The organism is Ligilactobacillus murinus (genome assembly GCF_003288115.1).
GTDB classification, from domain to species: domain Bacteria; phylum Bacillota; class Bacilli; order Lactobacillales; family Lactobacillaceae; genus Ligilactobacillus; species Ligilactobacillus murinus.
In genome coordinates, this window is record NZ_CP023565.1 from 1,292,938 (window position 1) to 1,317,203 (window position 24,266).

Genomic DNA, 24,266 nt, shown 5'->3' on the forward strand with positions numbered 1-24,266 from the left:
TACTGGAGGTGAAATTAATGTTAAAAGAATTTAAGGAATTTATTGGCCGCGGTAATGTTTTAGACTTAGCTGTTGGGGTCATCATCGGTAGCGCATTTACTGCGATCGTTAACTCACTTGTTACTAACTTGATCAATCCGTTTATCGGGTTATTCCTCGGTAAGATCGATCTTTCTGATCTTCAGCTTGCGATCGGCGGAACGACCTTTAAATTTGGGGTCTTCTTAAACGCCGTGATCAACTTCTTGATCATTGCTTTTGTGGTCTTCTTGATCGTCAAAGCTGTCAATAAAGTTATGCCTAAGAAAGTTGAAGAAGAAGTCGAAGATGCTGGTCCTGAACCAGAGATCGAACTTTTATCTGAAATTCGTGATTTATTGAAAGATAAAAAATAAGCCTTGCCCCTCCAAATTAAGGTATACTTATTAAGAACCTTAATTTGGAGGCTTTTTATGTATCATTTTATCATCAACCCCAGCGCAGGCAATGGGCGCGCTCAAAAAAGTTGGACTAAAATACAAAAGAAATTATGCCAATTAAATTTAAAGTATAGCTACTATTTGACTACATCGAGTACAGATTTAAAACAACACCTACGCCAGCAAGCAAAACTCACGCCTAAAACGATCTTTGTGATCTTAGGTGGGGATGGTACGCTTTATCATGCCTTAAATGCCATAGCTTTTCCCACTAAATTAGATGTCATTTTAGGATACATCCCTTGTGGTTCCGGTAATGATTTTGCTAAAGCTGCCCAGATCTCTACTGATCCCAACAAAGCCTTAGCTCAGCTCTTGGCCCAAAAAGCCCCACGCACCCTTGATCTAGGGTACTTTAAAACTTCAGATCGTGCTGGGGTCTTCTCAAATAACTTAGGGCTTGGCTTTGATGCCCAGATCGTTGAAATAACGAATAATTCACAGTTAAAAAATCAGCTAAACAAATTGCACTTAGGTAAATTCGCCTATGCTACTTGCTTTTTCAAAGCACTCAGCCAACAAAAGCCATTTACATTGACAGTGACTTTGCCAAATTTTCCACCTAAAAATTTTTCACACGCATTTTTATGTACGATCACTGATCAACCATATTTTGGCGGGGGCGTTGCCCTTTTCCCCAAAGCACGACTAGACGACGGAAAACTTACCCTTGTAGTGATCGAAAAAAAGAACTTATTGGTGAAGTGAACCCCCTAAGTTGGACAAAGGAATCTAACTTAGGGGGTTTTACTATGACTAAATTTTCTTTTGAGGATAAGTTGCGGGCTGTAAATATGTATCTAAGAGGATATGGAAGTAACACAGTAGCTAAAGTTTATAAAGTGAAGAATCACTCAAATATCCTTATGTGGGTCAAACGATATCAAAAATATGGTATTGATGGGTTAAAAGTTCGCTACCCTAAATACGATTACGATGGAAATTTTAAGCTCAACGTTTTAAACTGGAGAAAAAGGCATAAGGCTTCCTATCCGGAAACGGCACTTCAGTTTGATATAAGTAATCCTGGGACGATCGCGACTTGGCAACGTAAATTGGATACTAAAGGTGTTGATGCCTTATTTACTAGAAGAGGACGGGCTAAACACATGACGACCAACAATAATAAACAAGCAGAAAAATCAGAATTATCTGAATTAGAACGTTTACGAGCTGAGAATCGTGCTTTACGGGTTGAAAATGAATACTTAAAAAAACTCGATGCCTTGGTTCAGAAGCGCGGACATCGCAAGAAAAATATCAAATCATCCAAGAACTAAGGCAAAAATTTAAATATACATTGGATGAAATACTACCTTACACTAGTCTTAAACGTAGTACATTTTACTATCAAGCCCAACGAATAAACAGGCGAAAAAATAAAGATGAGGAGCTATTAAAGCTTATAAAGGAGGTCAAATCAAAGCACCCGTGTTTTGGTTATCGTACAGTAACACTGAAATTACGATCTCAAGGCATAAAAGTAAATCATAAGCGTGTTAGTCGCATCATGCGAGAAAATGATCTATCAGCGCATATGTATAATAAACAAAGGCGAAAATATAATTCTGCCCTTGGACCACAAGGTAAGAAAGCTAAGAACTTATTACATCGACGTTTTGATACACATTTACCATTTCAAAAAATGGTGACCGACGTAAGTGAATTTAGGTATGGAAATAAGACACAAGAAGAACGTGTCTATCTTTCACCTATCAAAGATCTATGTACAGATGAAATAGTAAGCTATAGTATCAGTAAGCATCCAACAACAGACTTCGTGGTAAAACCGTTGGATGCATTGATAAAACTTAGACCTAAATTAAACTATCGTATGACTCTCCATAGCGATCAAGGTGTCCAATATCAGAGTGTCCAATGGCGAAAGAAGCTAAAAGAAAATAGGATCTTTCAAAGCATGTCTCGTAGGGCAACGTGCTTAGATAATGCACCCATGGAAAGTTTTTTCCACACAATGAAAGTAGAGCTATATCACAATAAAGAATATACAACACAAGAAGAGTTGGTCAAAGCAATGATCAGCTGGATCAGCTATTACAATAACGAACGGATAAAGGTCAAACTAAAAGGCAAGACACCGGTAGAATACCGACATCTTGCCTTAAGAAATATAGTCTAAATAGAGTGTCCAACTTTATGGGTTCACTTCATTGGACTTTTTAAGCGTTTTTTTATTGATGCTTTTACCAGGAGCTTATCATCTTCGAGCACGCTCACTTAGCTTTTATACAACCACAAAGCTTAAATTGACCACCACTACTCCCCAGATAGTCCAAGTCAATGGAGAGACATTTACCTTTTCACCGGGTGACTTGTTACTCGAGATAAAGCAACAAAAATTTATATTTTAAAAAATATAGCTCTTTTTTCTTGAATACGTTAAACTTATATTATCTAAATAAATGCGGGGGAAATATTCGTGAAAAAAAGATTAGTCCAAACACCTTGGTTCTATTGGCTCGTTTTAGTCATCGCGCTAGAACTGATCGCTATTTCGGTCAACTTCTTTTATGCCCCGATCAATATTGCAGCTGGTGGGGCAACAGGACTGGCGATCTTGTTAGATGCCGCTTTTGGGATCAACCGCTCGTTGACAGTTTTGCTCATTAATTTACTGATGATCCTCGCTGCTTGGTTATTGCTAGATAAAAAGACTGTTAAAAATATCGTCTACGGTAGTTTTCTTTTACCACTGCTAATGTATATCACACCTAGTCAAAAGATAATTGAAGATGATCTATTAGCCGTGATCGTTGGCGGAGCAGTCTTTGCGATCGGGGTAGCTGCACTTTATCGGATCAACGCCTCTAGTGGCGGGACAACTGTTCCACCGCTGATCTTTAAAAAGTACTTCCATATTGATCCTGCTTTTTCGCTTTTAGCGCTCGATATGTTGGTCACTTTTTTTAATATCTTTGTTTCCGGTTTAAATGCCTTTTTCATGGCTTCATTTTCATTAGTCATCACTTCGATCGTCATGCGCTATACCGAGGCTGGTCTTGACCATAAATATCAGATCCAGGTAATGAGTCAAACTAAACTTCCTGAGATCAAAAAAATGCTCGAATCTGAAGACCATGCGATGACGATCTTCGATGTTCGCGGTGGCTATTCAGCAAATGAAAAAGAATTATTGATGGCAGTTATCGACAATCAAAGCTACGGTCCATTACTAGCTGCGATCCATGATATTGATCCCGATGCTTTTATCATCGCTTCAAACGTTGTTAAAGTTCATGGTGGGACATTTGGGATCTAGTTTTTAAAAGTTATGTTGTAACATAGCTTTTTTCTTTTACCTAATGTTGACACCGTGTCACTTTATTGCTATGCTTAGAATGTAAATTACTTTTATACTTTTAAGGAGCGAGCGCTATGGTTTCACAGACATTTAAAAATCTTGCCCCCCTAAAAAAAGAGCGCATCACTGCTGCCCTTTTGACGGAATTTTCTACCTATCCCTTAAAGGACGCCCAAGTCGCGCGGATCGTCAAAGATGCTCAGATCGCGCGCGGAGCATTTTACAAATATTTTACTGACTTAAACGAAGCTTATGACTATATTTATCACTTAGCACTAGTTGATATCCATGCAGATCTTAAGTCAAGTTCACCGCAAGAAATACTCAAAGCAACGCGCGATTTTATCACCGCTTCACTAAAAAGTCCCTATTACGATCTTCTCAAGTTACATTTGACCGTAAATGAATTACCTTTAGCTTTTGCCGACCCTAACCTTTCTACTACGCGTTGGGTATTGGCAACTTTGAGCCATCAGACTTTAAAAGAAGCCCTAAATGATCCTAAAAATAAAGAGCTTTATCTTACGCGCTTAGAACAAAGTATTACCCAACTTGAGCTAAGCGACAATTAGGAAAGGAAGTTTTACCATGTATCTAGCTTTAAAAGAGATCAAACATGAAAAAGTCCGTTATTCATTGATCATTGCAATGGTCGTTTTGATCAGCTATCTCGTCTTTATCCTGACCAGTCTTGCGCTTGGACTGGCTCGCGAAAATACTTATGCGATCGAAAGTTGGGATTTTAAGCGGATCGCCTTGAATCGTGATGCCGATGTCAATTTGCGGCAATCACTACTCACTACAGATCAGATAAACGAACTTAAATTAACTAAAAATGAAGCCTTGATCGGACAAGCACCGATCATTGTCAAAGAAAAAGGGCGCCAAAAGCTCTCGGCTACATTTGTTGGGCTTGAAAGATCCCAATTCGTCTACCAACAATTAAAACTAAGCTCGGGGCAACTTCCCCAAACTAAACAAGAAGTCGTCGTCGATGATAGCTTCAAAAATGATGGCTATAAACTCGGCGATAAAGTATATTTCAACTCTCAAACAACACCTTACACGATCACCGGCTTTATAAAAAATGCTAAATTAAATGTCTTACCCGTTGTTTATGGTTCACTCACTGCTTGGGCTGAACTAAAAAATGTTGGTCCTAACTTTGCTGCTAGTGGTGTTTTATCCAAAGATCCTGATTTTAAAGTCACTGATCCAAAACTGCAAGTGACCACACAAAAAGCTTTGATCGATAAATTACCTGGCTATAGTGCCCAAAATAGTACTTTTACTTTTATGATCGCTTTTTTGATGATCATCTCTTTGATCGTGATCGCTGTTTTCTTATATATCATCACGATCCAAAAACTACCTAACTATGCAGTCTTACGTGTCCAAGGGATCGCTAACAAAGTCTTGATCCAAAATACGATCGGGCAATCTTTTATCTTAGTCATCACCGGTTTGATCATTGGCGCTTTACTGACTTTAGCTACTGCTTTGGTGATCCCAGCAAATGTTCCGATGACTTTTGATCTGAAATTTTTGAGTCTAGTTTCTGTTGGACTCGTGCTAACATCAGTTTTAGGTTCCTTGATCCCAGTCAGAGCGATCTTGCGGATCAATCCAGCCCAAGCGATCGGAGGTTGATTTTATGTCAGTTATCGAATTTAAAAATGTTAATAAATATTTTGGTAGTGGTTCAGCTAAAGTCCATGCCCTTAAAGATATCAATTTTTCAGCTGATAAAGGTGAATTTGTCTTGATCTTGGGGCCTTCTGGTTCTGGCAAAAGTACCTTTTTAACAATTGCCGGCAATATTTTAAGTCCTAGCAGTGGCTCTGTTTTGATCAATGGTAAAGAGATCGCCACTTATAGCAACAAAGAAAGAGAACAACTTCGCTTGGAGCAGATCGGGTTTGTTTTACAAGCTCATAATCTCGTCCCTTACTTAACGCTCAAAGAACAATTTGAACTGGTCGATCGGGTCAAAAAGACAGGCAATCTAAGTTCAGCTGATCTTGAACGGCTATTAGCTCACCTTGAGATCGCTGAACTTAAAGATAAATATCCCAATGAACTTTCCGGTGGTCAAAGTCAACGCGCCGCGATCGCACGTGCTTTATATACTGATCCTGAGATCATTTTAGCCGATGAGCCAACAGCAGCGTTAGATAGTCAGCGCGTCAAAAAAGTTGGGACGATCTTACAAGTCTTAGCCAAGCAACAAAATAAAGCTGTCATTACTGTGACGCATGATCTTCGCTTGATCGAACAAGCTGACAAGATCTACGAGCTAACAGACGGACAATTAGTCCAAAAAAAATAACTAAAAAACGCCAATAACGGCGTTTTTTTAGGCTTTAAAATAATAGCTACGACAATTAAATGCCACGTAAAAATGCGGAACTCACTGCGATGCAAAATACGCATCCTAGTGAGTTCCGCATTAGCTTATTTCTTGCATTAACGAGTTGAATAGTTTGGCGCTTCTTTTGTGATCTGTACATCATGTGGATGTGATTCACGTAACCCAGCACCTGTGATCTGAACAAATTGAGCATTGTCATTTAGATCTTTCAAGTTAGCTGCACCTACATAACCCATACCCGCGCGTAGACCACCATCCATTTGGTAGATGATGTCTGCTACGCTACCTTTGTAAGCAACACGACCTTCGATACCTTCTGGAACTAACTTGTTAGCTTCATTGACCCCACTTTGGAAGTAACGATCAGATGAACCGTGGGTTGAATCCATTGCACCTAAACTCCCCATACCACGATATGTCTTGAAACGACGTCCTTCGTAGATGATCGTTTCACCTGGTGCTTCATCAGTACCAGCTAACATTGAACCTAACATAACAGCATTCCCGCCAGCTGCGATCGCTTTGACGATCTCACCTGAATACTTGATCCCACCATCAGCGATGATCGCTTTACCATATTCACGAGCTACACTAGCAGCATCATAGATCGCTGTTAATTGTGGAACACCGACCCCAGCCACGATACGAGTCGTACAGATAGAACCTGGTCCGATACCAACTTTGACCACATCAACGCCCACATCAAACAAAGCACGTGTAGCTTCAGCTGTGGCTACGTTTCCGGCGATCAAAGTTGCATCTGGAAAATGCTCTCTGATCTCTTTTATCTTGCGGATAACACCGGCTGAATGTCCATGAGCTGTATCAATGACTAAAGCATCAGCTCCTGCGTTCAATAATGCAGTTGCCCGTTCAAAGGTATCACTTGTTACCCCCACAGCAGCAGCAACTAACAAGCGCCCATGTTCATCTTTAGCCGCAGCTGGGAATTCAACCACTTTTTCGATATCCTTGATCGTGATCAAACCTGTTAATTCGCCAGCTTCATTGACGATCGGTAATTTTTCGATCTTGTGTTGTTGTAAGATCGCTTCAGCTTTTTCTAAAGATGTGCCTTCTGGTGCAGTGATCAAGTTATCCTTGGTCATAACTTCTCCGATCTCTATATTGTGATCAGACACAAAACGAATGTCACGATTTGTGATGATCCCACAGAATTTACGACTATCCATGGATTCAACGATCGGCACTCCGCTGATACGATATTTAGTCATCAATCTTTCAGCTTCAGCAACAGTGTGCTTTGGAGTCAAGAAGAATGGATCAATGATAACGCCACTTTCAGAACGCTTTACCTTGTTGACTTCATCGGCTTGTTGCTCGATCGTCATATTTTTATGGATAACACCTAAACCACCTTGGCGTGCCATTGCGATCGCCATTGAAGATTCAGTAACTGTATCCATACCAGCACTGATGATTGGGATATTTAATTTCAAATTTTTTGCGAGCTGAACACTCAAATCGACCTCATTTGGCAAAACATTACTTTCCGCCGGTATCAATAACACGTCATCAAACGTTAAACCTTTTTTTGTAAACTTAGTATCCCAATTGGACATCGTAAACTCTCCTTTGTTTTAAACTATTATATTGTATTATAATTTACAAAAAAATCTTTATAATTGCAAGTTTTTCTCACCTTATTTTTTGGAAAAATCTTTAATTTTACCGAAATTTTTTTCTAATCTTCGGAATCTGCCGAAAACCCCTGAAGTTTTTCCATTATTTCAAATGAAAGTGGCTGTTCAAAGAGCAGATCCATTGCAACTGCTTTTTTAGGTTTATTTTTAGCACCTAGTTCAACTTCATGCACGCTTTCGGCGATGATCTTGGCTTCCCCAACATAGTAAAATTCAGCCCCAAAAGCATCACTTGGTTTGATAAAGAGTGGCAATTTGACATACGGTGTCCCGGTCTTAACACCTGCCAAAAGTTCTGTCACTTCTTTTGACGCTAATGATCGAGGACTTCGCGTATACCAGCGGATCGCACAGTCAGCTGTCAATGTATTTTGATAACTCTTTTTTTCCTTTTGGTAAGTGATAAAAATCGGACACACATCATCGACCACACGATATCCATAGAGCGGGGCACTGATATCTTTAGGCCAATCTAACAAGCGGCATACGTCTTTACGCGTATATTTTTGATATAGCGTAAAGCGTTTTTGAGGTTGATACTCTTTACTCAACAACAGCCCCGTTTCAATAATATCTTCAACGTGTTGTCTAAATGCTAGCTGGGATAAAGCCATACTAAATGCGGTATTTAGCCGATATTTTCCCTGCTCAAATGTGATCAAAGGTTTAGCCCCATACGTTTCGGAACGTAATTTCTTGCCTGCTTTGACTTCAAAAAAGCGCAATGACAAGATCGAATTTACCGAAGCCAAGACTTCATCATTCACATAACACCCTGCTTTAGCTAAGAGCTTGCGATAGTCTTCTTGCGTTATTTCAGCCAACAATAGTTGTTGTAACAGCAATAGTTCATGTTTACGCATCCCATTCATCAATTCTTTTTCTAAAAAAGCAATAACTTGCGTAGCATAGCGGGATAGCTCTTGACTTACTCCTAGCTTATCTAAAAAATCAGCATAGCTGACTAAGGTATTTCCCTGGGTAAAGATCCGCGGATCTAATTGACTATTGCGATAAAAATCGCGTCGCATCGGTATGCGCCCTAATTTTTGTGATAATTCAAGATAGGCTTCTTTTAGATGCTTGAGGGAATCAAGTTTAGTTCTGGCGATCACAGCTAAGATCTTTTGATAGGCGATCTCATCAAAATTGATCGTTGATAAGCCATAGACGACCTGCTCTTTTAAGTCAGCGACCAAACGATCTTTATTCAAAGAACGGTCATTGGTCAGAGCTTGGGGGATCAGATAGTTATTTTGGTAGTTACCGATAAAATCTAAGATCAAGGTGCTCGTTTTCCCGGGAAATAATCTTAATCCTCGGCCTAATTGTTGAGTAAAAACGATCTTTGAACGAGTATCGCGTAACAAAATTATCTGATCAACACACGGGATATCGATCCCTTCATTAAAGATATCGACTGAGATCAAATATTTTAAGACTCCGCTTTCTAAACGTGCAACTGCTTCTTCTCTTTTGATAACACTATCTTCATTGGTCAAAGCTTGACTGGGATACCCAGCAGCTGTAAAAGCTTTCGCCAGTGCCTTTGCTTCTTGTTGGCGACTACAAAAAACTAAGCCACCTCGACTTTTAGTGCTACCATAATATTCTAATTGCTTTAGAATATGGGTAACGCGCTCAGGAGCAGTTAACTGTTTGAGCGGTGTTTTTTCCGTGATCATTTCTCCTTCAAACTCATAATCGATCACACCTACATAATCAAACGGACATAATAATTCAGTCGTCAAAGCTTCGTCTAAGGAGATCTCATAAGCTAGGTTGTAATCAAAGCTACGATACACATTAAAATCGTCCATTCGTTCTGGCGTTGCTGTCATTCCTAAACAAAAAGCCGGTGAAAAATGAGCCATTACTTTTTGAAAAATTGGCGCCCCTAAATGGTGGGCTTCATCAAACAAAATGTAATCAAACTCAGTCGGCAAAAATTGTTCCAAAGCCTCATCTTTAGCCAGTGATTGGACTGTCGCAAATAAATATTTAGCCTTGGTTTCATGCTTTTTACCCGAGTACGTCCCAAAATCACTAGCCGGACCACCAATAACTTTTTGAAAACTAGCTTTAGTCTTTTCTAAGATCTGTTCACGATGAACGATGTATAAAAAGCGCTTAGGAGCATAAGCTTTAACATCAAAAGCCCCTAAATAAGTTTTCCCTGTCCCTGTAGCTGAGACCACTAACCCCTTAGTATTTCCCTGGGCTCGTAAGTTAGCTAATTGCTGTAATGCCTCTTTTTGCATTCGATTAGGTAGCAGTTTGTTATTTTTAGGCGCAGCTGTGCTCACTGGTGGTCGGTAGCGTGCTTGATAAGCTTTGATCCAGTCAGTCGTCAAAGTAAGTGCATCTTCAGCTAGATGTTTCAAGATCAGCGCTAGTTGTTGGGTAAGATTGGCTTGTTCTTCGCTAGTCACCCGCAACGTCAATTCACAGTTTTTCAACAAAGCATTTCGCGTAAAATTAGCGCTTCCTACGTAAGCCGTTTGTTGTGATCCATGCCAAAAGAAATACCCTTTCATATGGAAGGCTTCTTTAGTCACGATCTTAGTCTTAACATTAGGTAATTTTAACAGCTCTGTAAATACGGCAGGCGTATTGAAATTCAAATAATCAGCCGTTAAGATCGTTCCTGTCACACCTTTTTTGGCTATGCGTGCCAAAATGGCCTTTAATGGCACTAGCATGTCAACGGTCAAAAATGCTGGTGCTAGGACAAAATGATCACACGTCAATAATTCTTGTTGTAAGTGACTCCATAAAGTCTCGGTTGGCTGATTAGTCAATAATTTAGGCGCTGGTCCCTCTAACTTAGGTGCATATTTGCTATCATATAAGCCAGCTAAGATCGCATTTTTAAATTCTTCACTCATTCAAATTTCCTCAGATCTGTTTGTTTGATGACCTCTAAAACTGGTTCAGAGGGCTTGAGCCACGTAACACTTGCTAGTTGCTCGGGTGTCAACCACCGGTACTCACTAGCTGCCACTAATTTTAAATTATATGTCTTTAGTTTGGTCCAAAAAAAATCGATCTCTAATTCACCATACGGCGTCGTAAAATGCCGTGAGACCTCGATTCGCTCCAGCACTTCACATTGATCGCCCAACTCTTCGGCAACCTCTCTTTGACAAGCTTGTTTAGGTGTTTCACCTGGCTCGAGTTTACCACCAGGAAATTCCCAAAAGCCTCCGCCAAGGCGTTCATTTTTTCGTTTGGCAGCTAAGATCTTACCATCCGAAACGATCACAGCAGCTGCTACTTTTATCATTGGATCACCTCATTAAATTATATTTTGAACAACTTTTTAAGTTTTAAAAAAGAAGAAACCAAGTTGCACCCTTGATCTCTTCTAATTGTTTAACTCTCAGTTTTTACTTCAGTGTCTTGATGTGGACTGACTTCCATCCATTCGATATAGTTTCGGCTAAAATCAGTAACTTTGATATCGAAGTCGCCCAAAGTGATGACTGTCCCCAATTCAACTTTATAATTTTCCAAAAGATAACCTGCGATCGTTACACTCTCAGCTTCTTGGAAATCGTTGGTATAAAAATCAAAGAAGCGTTGGAAATCATAAAGGGTCGTTTTACCTGAAACACGATAGGTCCCATCATGATTATCCACGATATCTTCTTGGATAACATCATCAGCTTCATCACGCACAGTGCCAAATAATTCTTCATAGATGTCACGATCAGTTACGATCCCACTAGTTCCACCGTATTCATCTAACACGACCACGATCGGCGTTTGCTTTTGGACCATACTTTGAAGTAATTTTTGAATCGGAGTAACCTCTGGGACTGTGATGATCGTTCGCATCAATTTGCTTACCCGAACTGTATCATCAACTTGGGCTTGGCGGATCATATCATAGATATAAACATAGCCCAAGATCTTATCTTTATCGTTATTTGCCACTACCGGATAGCGCGTATACTTTTTGTGTAGATACTTTTCGATCACATCATGCACTGTATCTGTGATATCAACGACCTCTAAACTCGTTCGGTCGACCATGATATCTTTAGCGACCTTATCGTTGAACTCAAAAGCGCGTTGCATATATACAAAATCATCTTTATCGATCGCACCACCAGTCACTGCATTGCGTGAAATACTCAAGATCTCACTTTGCGATAAGACATCTTGGCCTTCACCCGCTGGTTTTAAACCGACTAAGCGCACGATCCCAGATGCCGAGGCATTTAGCAACCATACAAATGGGTAAAATGCCACGTGGAAGTAATGCAATGGCGTTACAATAAACATCATCACTTTTAATGGCATATCGATACTGATATTTTTAGGTACGATCTCCGTTACGACCACTTCAAGATACGTTAAGATCACGACCCCCAAGACCGCACTGATCGCCACCGTTGTCGCATGGTTGATCGGCATAAAGCCTAAAACATCCGTCAAGATCTTGGTCAAAGTATCAGCCCCGATCCAACCTAAAATGATCCCTGTCGTCGAGATCCCTACCTGAGTCGTTGAAAGATACTCATTCATGTTGGTGACCATCTTCAAGGCTAATTTTAGCTTTCGTTGGTTACCTTCCTCGTTTTCTAACGCACTTTCGATCGCACTTTTACGTACCGATACGATCGCAAACTCTGCCGCGACAAAGAAAGCAGCAAAATAAAAAACAATTAAGATGATGATCAGATTCGTTATCGCCTGACCACTAGACATATTAACTCCATCTCCATTCAAAAATAGTTATCTTATTGATTCTGGCACTCATAGCTCTATCACAGTAACCGTCAAAGTCCAGTCTCGTTTCTACTATAGACAATCATATCATTTTTTTGAGCAAAAAGCACCTAGACGCATAAGCCTAGGTGCTTTAGAGCAATTATTTAATTGCGGGGATCACAGCGCCATCAAATTCTTTTTCGATCCATTTTTGAGTTGATTTGGATTGAAGGACTTTGACTAATTTCTTGATCGCTTTGTTGTTCTTTTCACTCTTACGAACAGCAATGATATTTACATAAGGTGAATTCTTCTTTTCTAATGCGATCGCCTTTTTAGTAGGATCGATCCCGGCTTGAACTGCATAATTAGCATTGATGACTGTTGCATCAGCTTCGTTTGATTCATAAAGTTTAGGCATCAATTTAGCTTCAAATGTGTGTTTGAATTTGATGTTTTTCTTGTTAGTTTTGATATCTTCAAAAGTTGCATTCGTCAAGTTGGTTCCTTTCTTCAAGGTGATCAACCCAGCGTCTTTAAAGATCTTTAATACACGCCCATAGTCAGCAACGTTACTTGAAACATAAACTGTCGCGTTCTTTGGTAAGTCCTTTAGACTCTTATATTTCTTGGAATAGACCCCAATCGGTTCGAGGTGAACACCACCAACATTGATCAAAGAGCCATTATTTTTCTTGTTCCAGTTATCTAAAAATGGTACGTGTTGGAAGTAATTTGCATCCAATTCTTTATTAGCTAAAGCCTTGTTTGGCAAGATATAGTCATTAAAAACTTTAACTTTTAGATCAACGCCTTGTTTTTTCAATTCTGGCTTCACATGTTCTAAGATCTTAGCATGTGGTTCAGCTGAAGCCCCGACAGTCAAAGTCGTGTCGGCTTTAGCTGTATTAGCCGCTCCTAAAAGCAAGGCTGTCGCTGCAACTGTAACACCTAATAAACGTTTGATACTTTTTTTCATAGTGATCTCCTCCATAAATGATTATTTTTTATAATTACTAACTAACGCTTGTCGATCTTGCGAACTGAAAAGTCGCCTAGATATTGGAATACAAAGACGATGACCACGATCACTGCTGTGGCAACTAAAGTGATCGCATTGTTGTAAGATTGGAACCCATCAGTATAGGCCAACTGTCCCAAACCACCAGCTCCGATCGCCCCAGCCATGGCCGTATATCCGATCAATGAGATCGCTGTAACTGTGATCCCAGAAACTAAAGCTGGTAAACTTTCGGGGATCAAAACTTTATAAACGATCTGCCATTTGGTTGCGCCCATCGCATCAGCCGCTTCGATCACGCCCCCATCAACTTCATGGAAGGCTAATTCAACTAGCCGAGCATAAAATGGAGCTGCTGAAATGACTAACGATGGGATCGCAGCTTTAGCACCTGTGATCGCCCCAACAATTACTTGGGTAACTGGTAGTAACAAGACGATCAAGATGATAAAGGGGATCGAGCGGAAAACATTGACGAACAATGCTACGATCCAATTTAAAGCTCTAACTGCAAAACTCTTACTATCTGATGTTTCATAAAGTAACAAACCTAATAGTAATCCTAAAACTGCTACGATCGCCACTGAAACAACGGTCATCCAAACTGTTTCCCAAGTGGCTGCCCAAAGATTGGGCCAGTTCACATTTTTAAATTCAAAATATGATGCTAAACCTCGACTATCCATGTTCGATCACCTTCGCTTCTACTTGGAGTTTTTCTAATAAAGTCAATGCTTCTTTGAGTTGTTCAACTGGTCCCACTAGTTGAACGAACAATGATCCGATCGTCCCCTTGTCCGCTAATTGGTGGATCGAGCCTTCTAAGATGCTGATCTCTAATTCAGGGAAACTTTTACTCAATTCATTGATCACGGGACGTTCAACTTGTTGACCATGGAACTTGAGCTCAACTAACTTGCCTTGTGGATTTTTCTCAAGTAAGTTGGTAACAACTTGTTTGACATCAGTTGTTTGTTTGGTATCGACTTCCGCACTGACAAAGCGTTTAGTCAACTCTTCTTTTGGATGCGTGAAGACCTCTGATACCGGACCTTCTTCGATCACTTGGCCATTTTCCATCACTGCAACTTTATCAGCTAAGCGGCGAATAACATGCATTTCATGGGTGATGATCACGATCGTCAAATTAAGTTTTTCGTTGATCTCATCTAACAGATCTAAAACTTCATCTGTCGTTTGGGGATCAAGTGCGCTGGTCGCTTCATCTGAGATCAAAATATCTGGATCAGTCGCTAAAGCACGGGCGATCCCGACTCGCTGCTTTTGACCCCCAGAAAGCTGGGACGGATAGGCATTGATCCGTTCACCTAAACCAACTAATTCTGCTAAGTGCTTAGCTTTCTTGCGCCGTTCTTCTTTAGCGACCCCTACTAATTCTAGCGGAAATTCAATATTTTCTAAAACAGTCCGTGACCACAAGAGGTTAAAATGTTGAAAAATAATACCGATCTTCTTTCTTTGATCACGTAACTCTTTGCCTTTTAAATTATCGATCCGCTTACCATTGATGATCACTTCACCGCTAGTCGGTGTCTCTAAGCCATTTAACATGCGGACTAAAGTACTTTTACCAGCGCCAGAAAAACCGACGATCCCATAAACTTCACCCGCGTTGATGGTCAGATCAACATTTTTGACTGCAGCAACTTGACCACTGGCGGTCGCAAAAGTCTTTGAAACTTGCTTAAATTCAATCATTTGATCACTACTTTCTCATCGTTAATTTTAAAATTAGGGTAAAAAAAAAGCTTCCATCCCTAAAAGGACGAAAACTCGCGGTACCACCTTATTTTTCCACTTCTTCACAAAAGTAGACTCATCAACTACTAACTCTAAATCAGTAGTCTCAAATTATATCGCATTAAAACGGACCGCAAGCTTGCACCAACGATCAGACTCCGAACTCATCTTCATCTCCTCTTTCGATCCCCCTTTTCAGCAACCGAGGGTCTCTGTCTATCTACTCCAACAGACTACTCTTCTCATCAACGTCTTTAAATATTTGGTTATCTTTGTTGCTTTGATATTATCTTTATTTCTTTAATTTGTCAATAAATTTTTTAATATTTTTTTGATAAATATTTATCTATCCGCTAGAACCACTACTAATACTGACTTTTTTACCCAAAAAAAATTATAAAAAACTAACCTAACTGATACTTTATTATTAAATTACTTTTATATCAAAAAGTTCCAAACTCCGCTCGAAGTTTGGAACTTTGATTTATTTAGCTGTCACTTTTTCTTTTTGTGCTTCATTTTCTTGGATCTTTTTCAAGCTTTCAGCTACAGCGACTAGCACTGCATCTTGCCCTTGTCCACGGACAAAATCACTGGCTGGACAGATCTGCATGATATGTAGCCCGGAAGCATTCAAATCAGGTGATACGACTACCAAATAGACATTTACTGGTACACTGTCTTCAAGTTCATCAAAGAAATTAGCGACCCGATTGATATTTTCAAATGGTAAATTGATGATCCCAGTCTCAAGCCGGATCTGGATCGGTTCGTCACTACCTTCGATCGAGAGCTCTGCTTGTTTTAGTTGATCTTGCTTGATCGCATCCATCATTTTTTCCATGATCGGAGCTAAACTATCTGCAATTCCTAGATCTTCAACTTGTGCAAGTGTGGCTAAGATCGTATCTCGATTAAATTTTTCTTCTGTGACTGCTGTGATAAAATCACTGACCTTGATTTCCATTATTTCACATCCCAATTAAATCTTAGTGAACATTCTACACAAAAAATCCACAAATTACAAAATTTTATATCACGACTTTAAAGATTCTTATCCATATCGAAAGTAAGTTTCGATAATTCTAAACCACCAGTAACGCAATCAGCGATCGCTTCCATCGTCAACTCTCGCATCTGAGCTACGATCCGGTAATTTTCTTTGGTCAAATATGCCGTTGCTTCTTCTCCATTCAGATCGGCTACTCCATTGTCGATCTCACTGATCAAACGGTGTAAAACTTCACGTGTTTTGATCAAATAATCACGATTTTTTTGCACGAATTGGGCATAATGTGATTCAGTCAGCATCGATAACGTTCGATACATCCAATAAGCACTGGTGATATCATACTCCAATGGCGTTTGACTCCAACTTGGATCAGTATCAGTCGCATTCGTATAGAATGGCACATATGGGGTAAAGGTTGGCACCCCAAAGCAGATCCACATCAACGCTGCATTCTTAGTGAAAACATCATTTCTGATCTGTAAAACATGCGAATTTTGGGTCCGATTCAATGAGATCGGCCGAAATTTGAGCTTGTCGGCTTGACTTCCGTGCCCCAAAGGATCGTATTTAGTTTCATTATAGTGTGAAGCCAAAACGTATGTCAGATCCTCAACTTTCAATAAGCGCTTAGAACGGCAGATAAATGGTAAGTCACTTGATCGTGGATCTTGTTGGATCTCTGGGTTAAAATAACGTTGCCCATACCATACACGGGGCGTATTGTAATGCCGATCTTTTTCATTGTCAGTCCCAAAGATCTTTCTGAAATTAAACGTCGACTTATCAGGATTCAAGTGGTATTTTTCCACAAATTCTTGTAAGCCTTCTGACCACAAATAGTTTTGTGGATCATTAAAATCTATGTAATCTTGTGCAACTTGATTAGCAGCGATCGCATATGCATCATCAGGGATCCTCGTGGCTGCCCAATGATGTCCCGTTACGATCTCCATGTACCAAACTTCATCTTTATCAGCGAACAAGACGCCGTTTCCTTCAGGTGAACCATATTTTTTGATCAATTCGCCTAAATATAAAACACCTTCCCTAGCTGAAGTGATAAATGGTGCGACCATTGATTGTAAAGAATCCTCCGCTAGACCATCTACGACAAAAGGATCGTGGGCTAGAGCTAGCGGGTTGCCATAGACAGACTCAGTCGCTGACATTGCAACATTTTTTTCATTGATCGAACTTTCACCAAAATAGCCTAAACCTTTAACATCAACATTTGGTGTCATCGTCGTCCGATAACCATCAGCTGGCAGTGGAGCTTCAAACCCATTTTGCGTTGAGCGCCACATTTCATGACGTCCATGCACTGCTTTCTGCATGATAAAGCGCTGTGGTGTCAGTGGTAAAAACGTATCGTCATTACGCGCGATCATCGTCGACCCATCGATCGTGGCCTTCTTTCCTACTAAGATCGTCGTACATGCTTGTTCATTCATAATTTATCATATCCTTCCTGACACTTTAAAAGTTTACACCTTAAATTTTCCTAATGCTACTACATTTAATTAAAGAAACCAGTATAATAGACAATGACAATACTTACTAAAGAATAGGATAGACTAAACTATGAAACCACAAAGTTCTCGCTTTTATTTGAGCCTTGCTATTGCAGTGATCATCTGCGATGCCTTTTTGATCTACCGTGTAACTAAGCAAGCCCCTGCTTCAACAACGACTCAAGCACAAATAACTGAAAAAAATCAAGCAACTAAAGCTACAACTGCCAAAAAAACAACTGATTCTGAGAGTACGACCATGCAAACTCCGATCGATTGGCAAAAGTCTTCTGAAACCAAACCTTATCCTGATCTGGATCAAGTCAATGATTTTTGGGTCAAAGTCGATCTCAAAAAGAATCGGACTTACCTAATGTCAGGCGATAAAGTGATCTACACAATGTATTCGTCTGGTGGAAGCTATCATCATGATGAAGAAACTGGCAAATACGAAAGCTACACTCCGACTGGAACTTTTTACATCGAACCAGAGCGGGGCGATTCATTTTACAATGCATCTCTAAATGAAGGAGCTAATAATTGGGTCTCTTTTAAAGACCATGGGATCTATCTCTTCCATTCGGTCCCAACCGATGCTTCAGGCAATTACAATGTCAAGGAAGCTAAAAAGCTAGGGAAAACGGCAGCTTCACACGGTTGTATTCGTCTGAGCGTGCCTGATTCAAAATGGATGTCAGAAAACTTAAAAACTGGTACTAAAGTCGTGATCAACGGCTAATAAAAGAGGCTAACATCGAAAAAATATCGATGTTAGCCTCTTTTTAGCTACCAGATCTCAGATCGATCTAACTAAATATATCAAATTTATTGATCTTTCATATACTCCCAGGCATCATGCTTGGGCTCATTATCTTCGACCACGACTTTTGTTTTAGCCGGAAGATTATCCATGATCCATTTAGCATCAGCTACACTCAAACGAATACTCCCATACGCTTTGATATTGTGTTTTTTGGTCACCTTTTGGCCTAACAATTTAGCTTGACTTTCAATAACTTTCCCCGCCTGATCAAACGGTACTGACTCAAAGCGATAGGCACCATGTCCTCTAAATGATGTCCAGTATTTAGCCCCATAGCCCTTCGTTGCATCGTAGAATTCTTCACCGCGTTCCTTTTGGAGCTTAAAATCCCCAGTCGGTGTTTCCTGATAATTCTTAACATTTTCAAAATTTTTCCCGATCGAAGCATACATCGTGTATAAAGTATATGGCCCCTGACGCACGTAAACGCGTTGTTTATTTGGTGAGACCAATAGCCAGATCTTTTGATCGAGCTTTTTAGATTTGATAGCTTGACTCACCTCAGGATATGGCAGCGTCTCTGAAGGCTTTTGCCAATCGATCGGTGTTTGCATATGCTTTTTTTGTTCCCGTAAAAGCTCTTTTTTTCGTTTTTCTTCTTGCTTATCAAGTTTTGCTTGACGCTCAACTTTTAGCGCGTTTTTTTCTTCGGCACGGTGAATATATACCGCACTATATCCCGCAAGTCCAACTAAAATAATTGCAACTGCCCAATGGATCCAACTTGCTTTTTTCATAATTTAAAGTGATCCTTTCTTAACTAATTGACCTTAATTCAATATAAGGATAAGCCTGTAAAATGTCAACTTTATCAGCGCTTTAGTTGAATATTTTCCACATCAAATATCTTATCGACCCAGCCAGCATAAAATGAAGCTTCGTGGGTAACTAGCAAAACATTTCCTGGGAAATTCATCAAGGCTTGTTTCAACGCTTGCTTCGTCTCATCATCAAGGTGGTTTGTCGGTTCATCTAAGATCAAGAAATTACTTGGCTTTAATTCCAATAAACACAGTTTGACCTTGGTCTGTTCGCCTCCACTCAACAATTTCATCGGTTTGAGTGTATTAGCTGCATTGATCCCTGCACGAGCTAAGCGTTGCCGGATCGTTTTGGGCTCAAGCTTAGGATAGGCATCTTGTAAGACTTGGAGCGGAGTTTGGTTTGGATCTTGCCATGTTAATTCCTGAGTAAAATAATTGATCACAGCAGCGTCAACAAATTGAGCTGTCCCGCCAAAAGTTTTGATCTTGCCTAAGATCGATTTGATCAACGTTGATTTTCCGACCCCATTAAATCCCTTAAGCACGACTTTTTCCCCGTGACTCATTGAAAATGTCACTGGTTCGAGCAATGGTTTGTTATACCCCACTGATAATTTTTTGACTCGCAAAGTCGCACTTGAAAGCAGTTCTAGATATGGGAAGTTGAAATGAGCTTGGAGATTATCACTTGGTGGCGTCAAGCGCTCTAATTTATCTAGTCTTTTTTGCCGTGACTTGGCCATTGCAGCTCGTGTTCCCGCTTTATTTTTACGAATATACGCTTCATCTTTTTCGATCTGTCGCCGTTGTTTTTCATACGCTTTGAGCTGAACTTCTTTTTTGACTTCTTTTTGTTTGATCGCAGCTTGGAAACTACCTGTATATTTCGTGATCTTGCCAAATGCTACATCAATGATCGTATTGGTGATCGCTTCTAAAAAGTCATAATCGTGGGAGATGACCATAAAGCAGCCAGAAAATTCATTTAGATAACCGATCAACCATTCGATATGTTCCGTATCCAAATAGTTTGTCGGTTCGTCTAGTAACAAGACATCCGGTTCTTCCAATAATAATTTAGCTAAAATTATCTTAGAACGTTGCCCGCCAGAACAACTGCTGACTTGACGCTCTTTTCCCAAGACATCGATCCCTAGTCCGGTCATGACTTGATCGATCTTGACATCTAAGCCATAAAAATCAGCAGCTTCTAACTGTTCTTGATATTTACCTGCTTTAGTCAATAAAGCATCATCCAAAGTAGTGGCATAATCAGCATAGCACTTAGCTTGTTTAGCTTCGATCTCGTATAATTTCTTAAAAGCACTTTGCAAAAAGGCCCCAATAGTCAGATCATGCGCTGATTCAGCATATTGATCGAGATAACCGATCTTTTTGCCACGTTGCCATTTGATCTGGCATGCATCTGGTAGTGTCTGACCTGTTATCAAACGGATCAAGGTCGATTTCCCGGCACCGTTTTGGCCGATAACTCCCATATGATCTTCTTTGTTCAAGACAAATGAAGCTTGATCATAAAGTTGTTTATCTGCATAACTCATCGAGAGATCTGTTACTTCTAAAATACTCATTTCAATTCATTCTTTCTACTCAAATCTTTCGCTAATTATACCATAGAACCCTTATTTTTAAAGAACTACTATAATTTACCCTTGATATTTAAGAAGTTTTTCGCTAAAATATAAAGTTGCATGAGTAATGAAGGGAGGGACTACCATGTCACAAAATACACACGTAGGCGTTGGTAACGACCGCCGCCCAGTTAACAACAAAAACGTTAAGAAGCGTCGTGCAGAACATCAAGCTGTATTGAGTTTCTTAAAGGAACGCGAAGAAGCTGAAAAAGCTGCTAAATAATTGAGCACCACATGACATACTAGTGGAGCTCTGACCGGGATATCTTAACTGCAGGATCACTCGCGAGATTTTGCTGATAACCCGGGAAAAGTTCAATTAATTGAATACAAATAGCTCCACATGGGCCCCTGTCAGGTGTGCACATGTGGATTTATTTTGCCCTAATTTATAATATTTTACATAAAATTTACAATTAATTTACTAGCGGATAATTTCTTTTTAATGAGTAAGTGTGATACGATAAGCCTGTAACCTAATAATCATATCAAAGGAGGAATTTCGTGATTGAAAACGAAATATTATCAACTTACTGGAGAACAGGCACTTGCTGAATTAAACAGTTCAGCTAATGGTTTGACTGATGCTGAAGTCAAAATACGTCAAGAAAAATACGGTCCTAACGTTTTAGAATCAAAGAAGCATACAACTTTACTTCAAAAGTTCATCGCTCAATTCAAAGACTTGATGATCGTGATCTTGATGGTCGCTGCCCTAGTTGCCATGCTTGCAGGTGAAGTATCCGATGCTTTGATCATCTTTTTAGTGGTGATCTTAAATGCGGTCTTTGGGGTCTTTCAAGAAGCCAAGGCTGAAAATGCGATCGATGCTTTACAAGAAATGACGACCCCTTATTCACGTGTCAAACGCAATGGTGTGGTCATGCAAGTTAAAAGTGATGAGATCGTTTTAGGAGATATCGTCTTGCTCGAAGCTGGCGATATCGTCCCAGCCGATATGCGGATCCTCGAATCTTCTTCGCTCAAGATCGAAGAAGCTGCTTTAACGGGTGAATCAGTTCCCGTCGAAAAGGACAGTAACGTCTTGAATGAAAAAGAACCTCCTTTAGGCGAGCAAAGCAACTTGTGCTTTATGAACACTAGCGTCACATATGGTACCGCTGAAGCAGTCGTCTTTGCCACAGGCATGCAGACTCAAGTTGGGCATATCGCTACCATGTTAGATGAAGTTGACAACTCCGTAACTCCCCTGCAAAAAAATATCACCCATTTGAGCAAGGTCTTGACTGTTTTGATCTTGATCATCGCGGTCGTGATCTTTGTCTTTGGGGTCATGACGGGGCGTGAATCCGTCTTAGATATGTTATTAACAGCGATCTCACTTGCTGTAGCTGCGATCCCTGAAGGCCTACCTGCGATCGTAACGATCACGCTTGCCTTAGGTACTCAGACGATGGCCAAACGCAATGCGCTGGTCCGTAAATTACCCGCAGTCGAAACTTTAGGAACAACTGAGATCATTGCCTCCGATAAGACTGGGACTTTGACCCAAAATAAGATGACAGTTGAACAGCTCTATACTGATCATAACTTGATATCGGCCGATGCTTTTCAAGTCTCACCCAAAAAACGGCTAGCCCAGATCATGATCTTAGCTAACGATAGTCAAGAAACACCTGATGGCTTAGTAGGTGATCCGACTGAAACGGCCTTGATCCAATATTATTTGGATCGTCAAATGGACGTTAAGCAAGTCCAAAATGATTTTTTGCGAACCAACTCGATCCCCTTTGACTCTGAACGTAAAATGATGTCAGCGATCGTTTCTCATGCTGGCCAACGTTATTTGATGACCAAAGGGGCCGTTGATGAGATCTTGCAACGAACGACTAGGATCGAAGATAACGGTGAAATAAGACCGATCACTCAAGCTGATAAAGATAAGATCTTAAACACTAATCAAGAATTAGCGCTTGAAGCTTTACGTGTTTTAGGCTTTGCCTATAAGCCTTTGACTGAAGAAGAAGAAAAGCGCGAAGCAACATCTGATAATTTTGAAAATGACTTGATCTTTGCCGGAATGATCGGGATGATCGATCCCCAAAGACCCGAAGTCAAAGATGCAGTCGCTGAAGCTAAATCAGCTGGTATCCGTCCACTTATGATCACCGGTGACCACAAAGATACAGCTAGAGCGATCGCGATCCGCCTAGGTATCATCCAACCAGACGATGAAAGTGGCGTGATCACTGGGCGTGATCTAGATGCAATGTCTGATGAAGAATTGAAGCAAAATGTTGCTAAATACTCAGTTTATGCTCGGGTTGCGCCTGAACATAAAGTGCGGATAGTTAAAGCTTGGCAAGCACATGGCAAGATCGTAGCGATGACTGGTGACGGTGTTAACGATGCGCCAGCCTTAAAGACCGCGGATATCGGGGTCGGTATGGGGATCACTGGAACTGAAGTATCTAAGAATGCTTCTGATATCGTCTTAGCTGATGATAACTTTGCCACGATCATTTTAGCTGTTCGTGAAGGTAGAAAGGTCTTTTCTAACATCCAAAAAGCGATCCAATACCTCTTGTCTGCTAACTTAGGTGAAGTCTTGACACTCTTTATGATGACCATGCTCAACTGGTCGATCTTTGCTCCGGTACAGATCTTATGGATCAACTTAGTCACAGATACTTTCCCTGCGATCGCTTTAGGGATCGAAAAAGGCGAAAAAGACATCATGAAAAAGAAACCACGCGGTAGTCGCTCGAACTTTCTCTCTAATGGGGTCGGTTCAAGCATCATTTACCAAGGTATCTTAGAAGGTGTTCTAACGCTTGGGGTCTATTGGATCGCGATCAACTATCCATTCCATGAATCGTCAGCTCTGATCCATGCTGATGCGTTGACCATGGCGTATGCAACTCTAGGTGTGATCCAATTGTTCCATGCCTTTAACTCCAAATCGATCCACGGAACGATCTTTTCCAAGGAGACATTCAACAACAAATACTTCAACATTGCTGTCCTGGCTTCAGCTGTGTTATTAGCAATGACGATTTTTGTACCAGCCTTTAACAGCACCTTCCATGTTACAACACTTGCGTTAGAACAATGGGGGATCGTTTTAGGCGCTGGTTCTTTAATGATCATCATCGTCGAAGTTGTGAAGTTCTTCCAAAGAAAATTCATCTACAAAGACTGAT

General features: G+C 40.3%; 22 protein-coding genes. 11 read left to right on the top strand and 11 right to left on the bottom strand.

What is annotated here, in order from left to right; genetic code table 11:
* Window positions 1–17 precede the first annotated feature (17 nt).
* The 8 genes from mscL to CPS94_RS06595 all read left to right on the top strand — a co-directional run bounded on the left by mscL (window position 18) and on the right by CPS94_RS06595 (window position 6,130).
* Entirely contained in the window at window positions 18–395 is a 378-nt protein-coding gene (gene mscL / locus CPS94_RS06555) for a large-conductance mechanosensitive channel protein MscL (protein ID WP_056958233.1), read from the top strand.
* 57 nt (window positions 396–452) lie between these two features.
* Window positions 453–1,187: a diacylglycerol/lipid kinase family protein gene (locus CPS94_RS06560; RefSeq protein ID WP_238145326.1), complete on the top strand. Its 735-nt coding sequence runs from the start codon at window positions 453–455 to the stop codon at window positions 1,185–1,187.
* 44 nt (window positions 1,188–1,231) lie between these two features.
* Entirely contained in the window at window positions 1,232–1,759 is a 528-nt protein-coding gene (locus tag CPS94_RS06565) for a helix-turn-helix domain-containing protein (RefSeq protein WP_004047940.1), read from the top strand.
* A complete protein-coding gene (locus CPS94_RS06570) occupies window positions 1,744–2,619 on the top strand; it encodes an IS3 family transposase (protein ID WP_331250498.1) in 876 nt (291 codons plus the stop codon). Before CPS94_RS06565 ends, CPS94_RS06570 begins: the two co-directional genes overlap by 16 nt.
* 300 nt (window positions 2,620–2,919) lie before the next feature.
* Window positions 2,920–3,759 (top strand): YitT family protein, encoded by an 840-nt coding sequence (locus CPS94_RS06580; RefSeq protein ID WP_112194418.1) that lies wholly within the window; start codon window positions 2,920–2,922, stop codon window positions 3,757–3,759.
* A 116-nt stretch (window positions 3,760–3,875) separates the two neighbouring features.
* Window positions 3,876–4,373 carry a TetR/AcrR family transcriptional regulator gene (locus tag CPS94_RS06585; protein WP_112194416.1) on the top strand — a complete coding sequence of 166 codons (498 nt, stop codon included), beginning with the start codon at window positions 3,876–3,878 and terminating at the stop codon, window positions 4,371–4,373.
* Between the two features lie 16 nt (window positions 4,374–4,389).
* A complete protein-coding gene (locus CPS94_RS06590) occupies window positions 4,390–5,451 on the top strand; it encodes an ABC transporter permease (protein ID WP_112286417.1) in 1,062 nt (353 codons plus the stop codon).
* A 4-nt stretch (window positions 5,452–5,455) separates the two neighbouring features.
* Window positions 5,456–6,130, top strand: a complete 675-nt coding sequence (locus CPS94_RS06595; protein WP_004051453.1) for an ABC transporter ATP-binding protein — start codon at window positions 5,456–5,458, stop codon at window positions 6,128–6,130.
* Window positions 6,131–6,267: 137 nt separating this feature from the next.
* Here the strand turns inward: CPS94_RS06595 and guaB are convergent, their stop codons facing one another.
* The 9 genes from guaB to CPS94_RS06640 all read right to left on the bottom strand — a co-directional run bounded on the left by guaB (window position 6,268) and on the right by CPS94_RS06640 (window position 17,800).
* On the bottom strand, window positions 6,268–7,755 hold the full coding sequence (gene guaB, locus CPS94_RS06600; protein WP_112194414.1) for an IMP dehydrogenase: 1,488 nt from the start codon (window positions 7,753–7,755) through the stop codon (window positions 6,268–6,270).
* A 122-nt stretch (window positions 7,756–7,877) separates the two neighbouring features.
* Complete coding sequence (locus CPS94_RS06605) at window positions 7,878–10,724, bottom strand: DUF3427 domain-containing protein (RefSeq protein ID WP_112286418.1); 2,847 nt, start codon at window positions 10,722–10,724, stop codon at window positions 7,878–7,880.
* A complete protein-coding gene (locus CPS94_RS06610) occupies window positions 10,721–11,122 on the bottom strand; it encodes a (deoxy)nucleoside triphosphate pyrophosphohydrolase (protein ID WP_004051449.1) in 402 nt (133 codons plus the stop codon). The genes CPS94_RS06605 and CPS94_RS06610 overlap by 4 nt, the downstream gene beginning before the upstream one ends.
* Window positions 11,123–11,211: 89 nt before the next feature.
* A complete protein-coding gene (locus tag CPS94_RS06615; protein ID WP_004051448.1) occupies window positions 11,212–12,552 on the bottom strand; it encodes a hemolysin family protein in 1,341 nt (446 codons plus the stop codon).
* 163 nt (window positions 12,553–12,715) lie between these two features.
* Window positions 12,716–13,534 carry a MetQ/NlpA family ABC transporter substrate-binding protein gene (locus CPS94_RS06620; RefSeq protein WP_004051447.1) on the bottom strand — a complete coding sequence of 273 codons (819 nt, stop codon included), beginning with the start codon at window positions 13,532–13,534 and terminating at the stop codon, window positions 12,716–12,718.
* A 41-nt stretch (window positions 13,535–13,575) separates the two neighbouring features.
* A complete protein-coding gene (locus tag CPS94_RS06625) occupies window positions 13,576–14,262 on the bottom strand; it encodes a methionine ABC transporter permease (RefSeq protein ID WP_089135263.1) in 687 nt (228 codons plus the stop codon).
* Window positions 14,255–15,295 (bottom strand): methionine ABC transporter ATP-binding protein, encoded by a 1,041-nt coding sequence (locus CPS94_RS06630; protein ID WP_089135264.1) that lies wholly within the window; start codon window positions 15,293–15,295, stop codon window positions 14,255–14,257. Before CPS94_RS06630 ends, CPS94_RS06625 begins: the two co-directional genes overlap by 8 nt.
* Window positions 15,296–15,821: 526 nt before the next feature.
* Entirely contained in the window at window positions 15,822–16,304 is a 483-nt protein-coding gene (locus CPS94_RS06635; protein ID WP_112194410.1) for a hypothetical protein, read from the bottom strand.
* A 77-nt stretch (window positions 16,305–16,381) separates the two neighbouring features.
* The gene (locus tag CPS94_RS06640) at window positions 16,382–17,800 is read right to left on the bottom strand and encodes a C69 family dipeptidase (protein ID WP_004051440.1); all 1,419 of its coding nucleotides are present in this window, start codon (window positions 17,798–17,800) and stop codon (window positions 16,382–16,384) included.
* 130 nt (window positions 17,801–17,930) lie between these two features.
* Between CPS94_RS06640 and CPS94_RS06645 the strand changes: the two genes are divergently transcribed.
* Entirely contained in the window at window positions 17,931–18,599 is a 669-nt protein-coding gene (locus tag CPS94_RS06645) for a L,D-transpeptidase (RefSeq protein ID WP_112194408.1), read from the top strand.
* Window positions 18,600–18,685: 86 nt separating this feature from the next.
* On the opposite strand, the gene CPS94_RS06650 is transcribed toward CPS94_RS06645, so the two are convergent.
* Together CPS94_RS06650 and CPS94_RS06655 are read right to left on the bottom strand one after the other, a co-directional pair.
* Window positions 18,686–19,420 carry a L,D-transpeptidase gene (locus CPS94_RS06650; RefSeq protein WP_112194406.1) on the bottom strand — a complete coding sequence of 245 codons (735 nt, stop codon included), beginning with the start codon at window positions 19,418–19,420 and terminating at the stop codon, window positions 18,686–18,688.
* A gap of 74 nt (window positions 19,421–19,494) precedes the next feature.
* Window positions 19,495–21,039, bottom strand: coding sequence for an ABC-F family ATP-binding cassette domain-containing protein (locus tag CPS94_RS06655; protein ID WP_112194404.1), 1,545 nt, complete (start codon window positions 21,037–21,039; stop codon window positions 19,495–19,497).
* Between the two features lie 145 nt (window positions 21,040–21,184).
* On the opposite strand from CPS94_RS06655, the gene CPS94_RS11430 reads away from it, so the two are divergent.
* Window positions 21,185–21,325 carry a hypothetical protein gene (locus CPS94_RS11430; RefSeq protein ID WP_004051430.1) on the top strand — a complete coding sequence of 47 codons (141 nt, stop codon included), beginning with the start codon at window positions 21,185–21,187 and terminating at the stop codon, window positions 21,323–21,325.
* Between the two features lie 285 nt (window positions 21,326–21,610).
* Complete coding sequence (locus CPS94_RS06660) at window positions 21,611–24,265, top strand: cation-translocating P-type ATPase (protein WP_112286419.1); 2,655 nt, start codon at window positions 21,611–21,613, stop codon at window positions 24,263–24,265.
* The last annotated feature ends 1 nt before the right edge of the window (window position 24,266 follow it).

Bases quoted from the DNA above. Each gene is read 5' to 3' on its own strand.
- mscL (WP_056958233.1), top strand. From the start codon at position 18: ATGTTAAAAGAATTTAAGGAATTTATTGGCCGCGGTAATGTTTTAGAC.
- CPS94_RS06610 (WP_004051449.1), bottom strand. From the start codon at position 11,122: ATGATAAAAGTAGCAGCTGCTGTGATCGTTTCGGATGGTAAGATCTTA.
- CPS94_RS06645 (WP_112194408.1), top strand. From the start codon at position 17,931: ATGAAACCACAAAGTTCTCGCTTTTATTTGAGCCTTGCTATTGCAGTG.
- CPS94_RS06565 (WP_004047940.1), top strand. From the start codon at position 1,232: ATGACTAAATTTTCTTTTGAGGATAAGTTGCGGGCTGTAAATATGTAT.
- guaB (WP_112194414.1), bottom strand. From the start codon at position 7,755: ATGTCCAATTGGGATACTAAGTTTACAAAAAAAGGTTTAACGTTTGAT.
- CPS94_RS06625 (WP_089135263.1), bottom strand. From the start codon at position 14,262: ATGGATAGTCGAGGTTTAGCATCATATTTTGAATTTAAAAATGTGAAC.
- CPS94_RS06630 (WP_089135264.1), bottom strand. From the start codon at position 15,295: ATGATTGAATTTAAGCAAGTTTCAAAGACTTTTGCGACCGCCAGTGGT.
- CPS94_RS06640 (WP_004051440.1), bottom strand. From the start codon at position 17,800: ATGAATGAACAAGCATGTACGACGATCTTAGTAGGAAAGAAGGCCACG.
- CPS94_RS06605 (WP_112286418.1), bottom strand. From the start codon at position 10,724: ATGAGTGAAGAATTTAAAAATGCGATCTTAGCTGGCTTATATGATAGC.
- CPS94_RS06655 (WP_112194404.1), bottom strand. From the start codon at position 21,039: ATGAGTATTTTAGAAGTAACAGATCTCTCGATGAGTTATGCAGATAAA.
- CPS94_RS06585 (WP_112194416.1), top strand. From the start codon at position 3,876: ATGGTTTCACAGACATTTAAAAATCTTGCCCCCCTAAAAAAAGAGCGC.
- CPS94_RS11430 (WP_004051430.1), top strand. From the start codon at position 21,185: ATGTCACAAAATACACACGTAGGCGTTGGTAACGACCGCCGCCCAGTT.
- CPS94_RS06595 (WP_004051453.1), top strand. From the start codon at position 5,456: ATGTCAGTTATCGAATTTAAAAATGTTAATAAATATTTTGGTAGTGGT.
- CPS94_RS06635 (WP_112194410.1), bottom strand. From the start codon at position 16,304: ATGGAAATCAAGGTCAGTGATTTTATCACAGCAGTCACAGAAGAAAAA.
- CPS94_RS06615 (WP_004051448.1), bottom strand. From the start codon at position 12,552: ATGTCTAGTGGTCAGGCGATAACGAATCTGATCATCATCTTAATTGTT.
- CPS94_RS06590 (WP_112286417.1), top strand. From the start codon at position 4,390: ATGTATCTAGCTTTAAAAGAGATCAAACATGAAAAAGTCCGTTATTCA.
- CPS94_RS06620 (WP_004051447.1), bottom strand. From the start codon at position 13,534: ATGAAAAAAAGTATCAAACGTTTATTAGGTGTTACAGTTGCAGCGACA.
- CPS94_RS06560 (WP_238145326.1), top strand. From the start codon at position 453: ATGTATCATTTTATCATCAACCCCAGCGCAGGCAATGGGCGCGCTCAA.
- CPS94_RS06650 (WP_112194406.1), bottom strand. From the start codon at position 19,420: ATGAAAAAAGCAAGTTGGATCCATTGGGCAGTTGCAATTATTTTAGTT.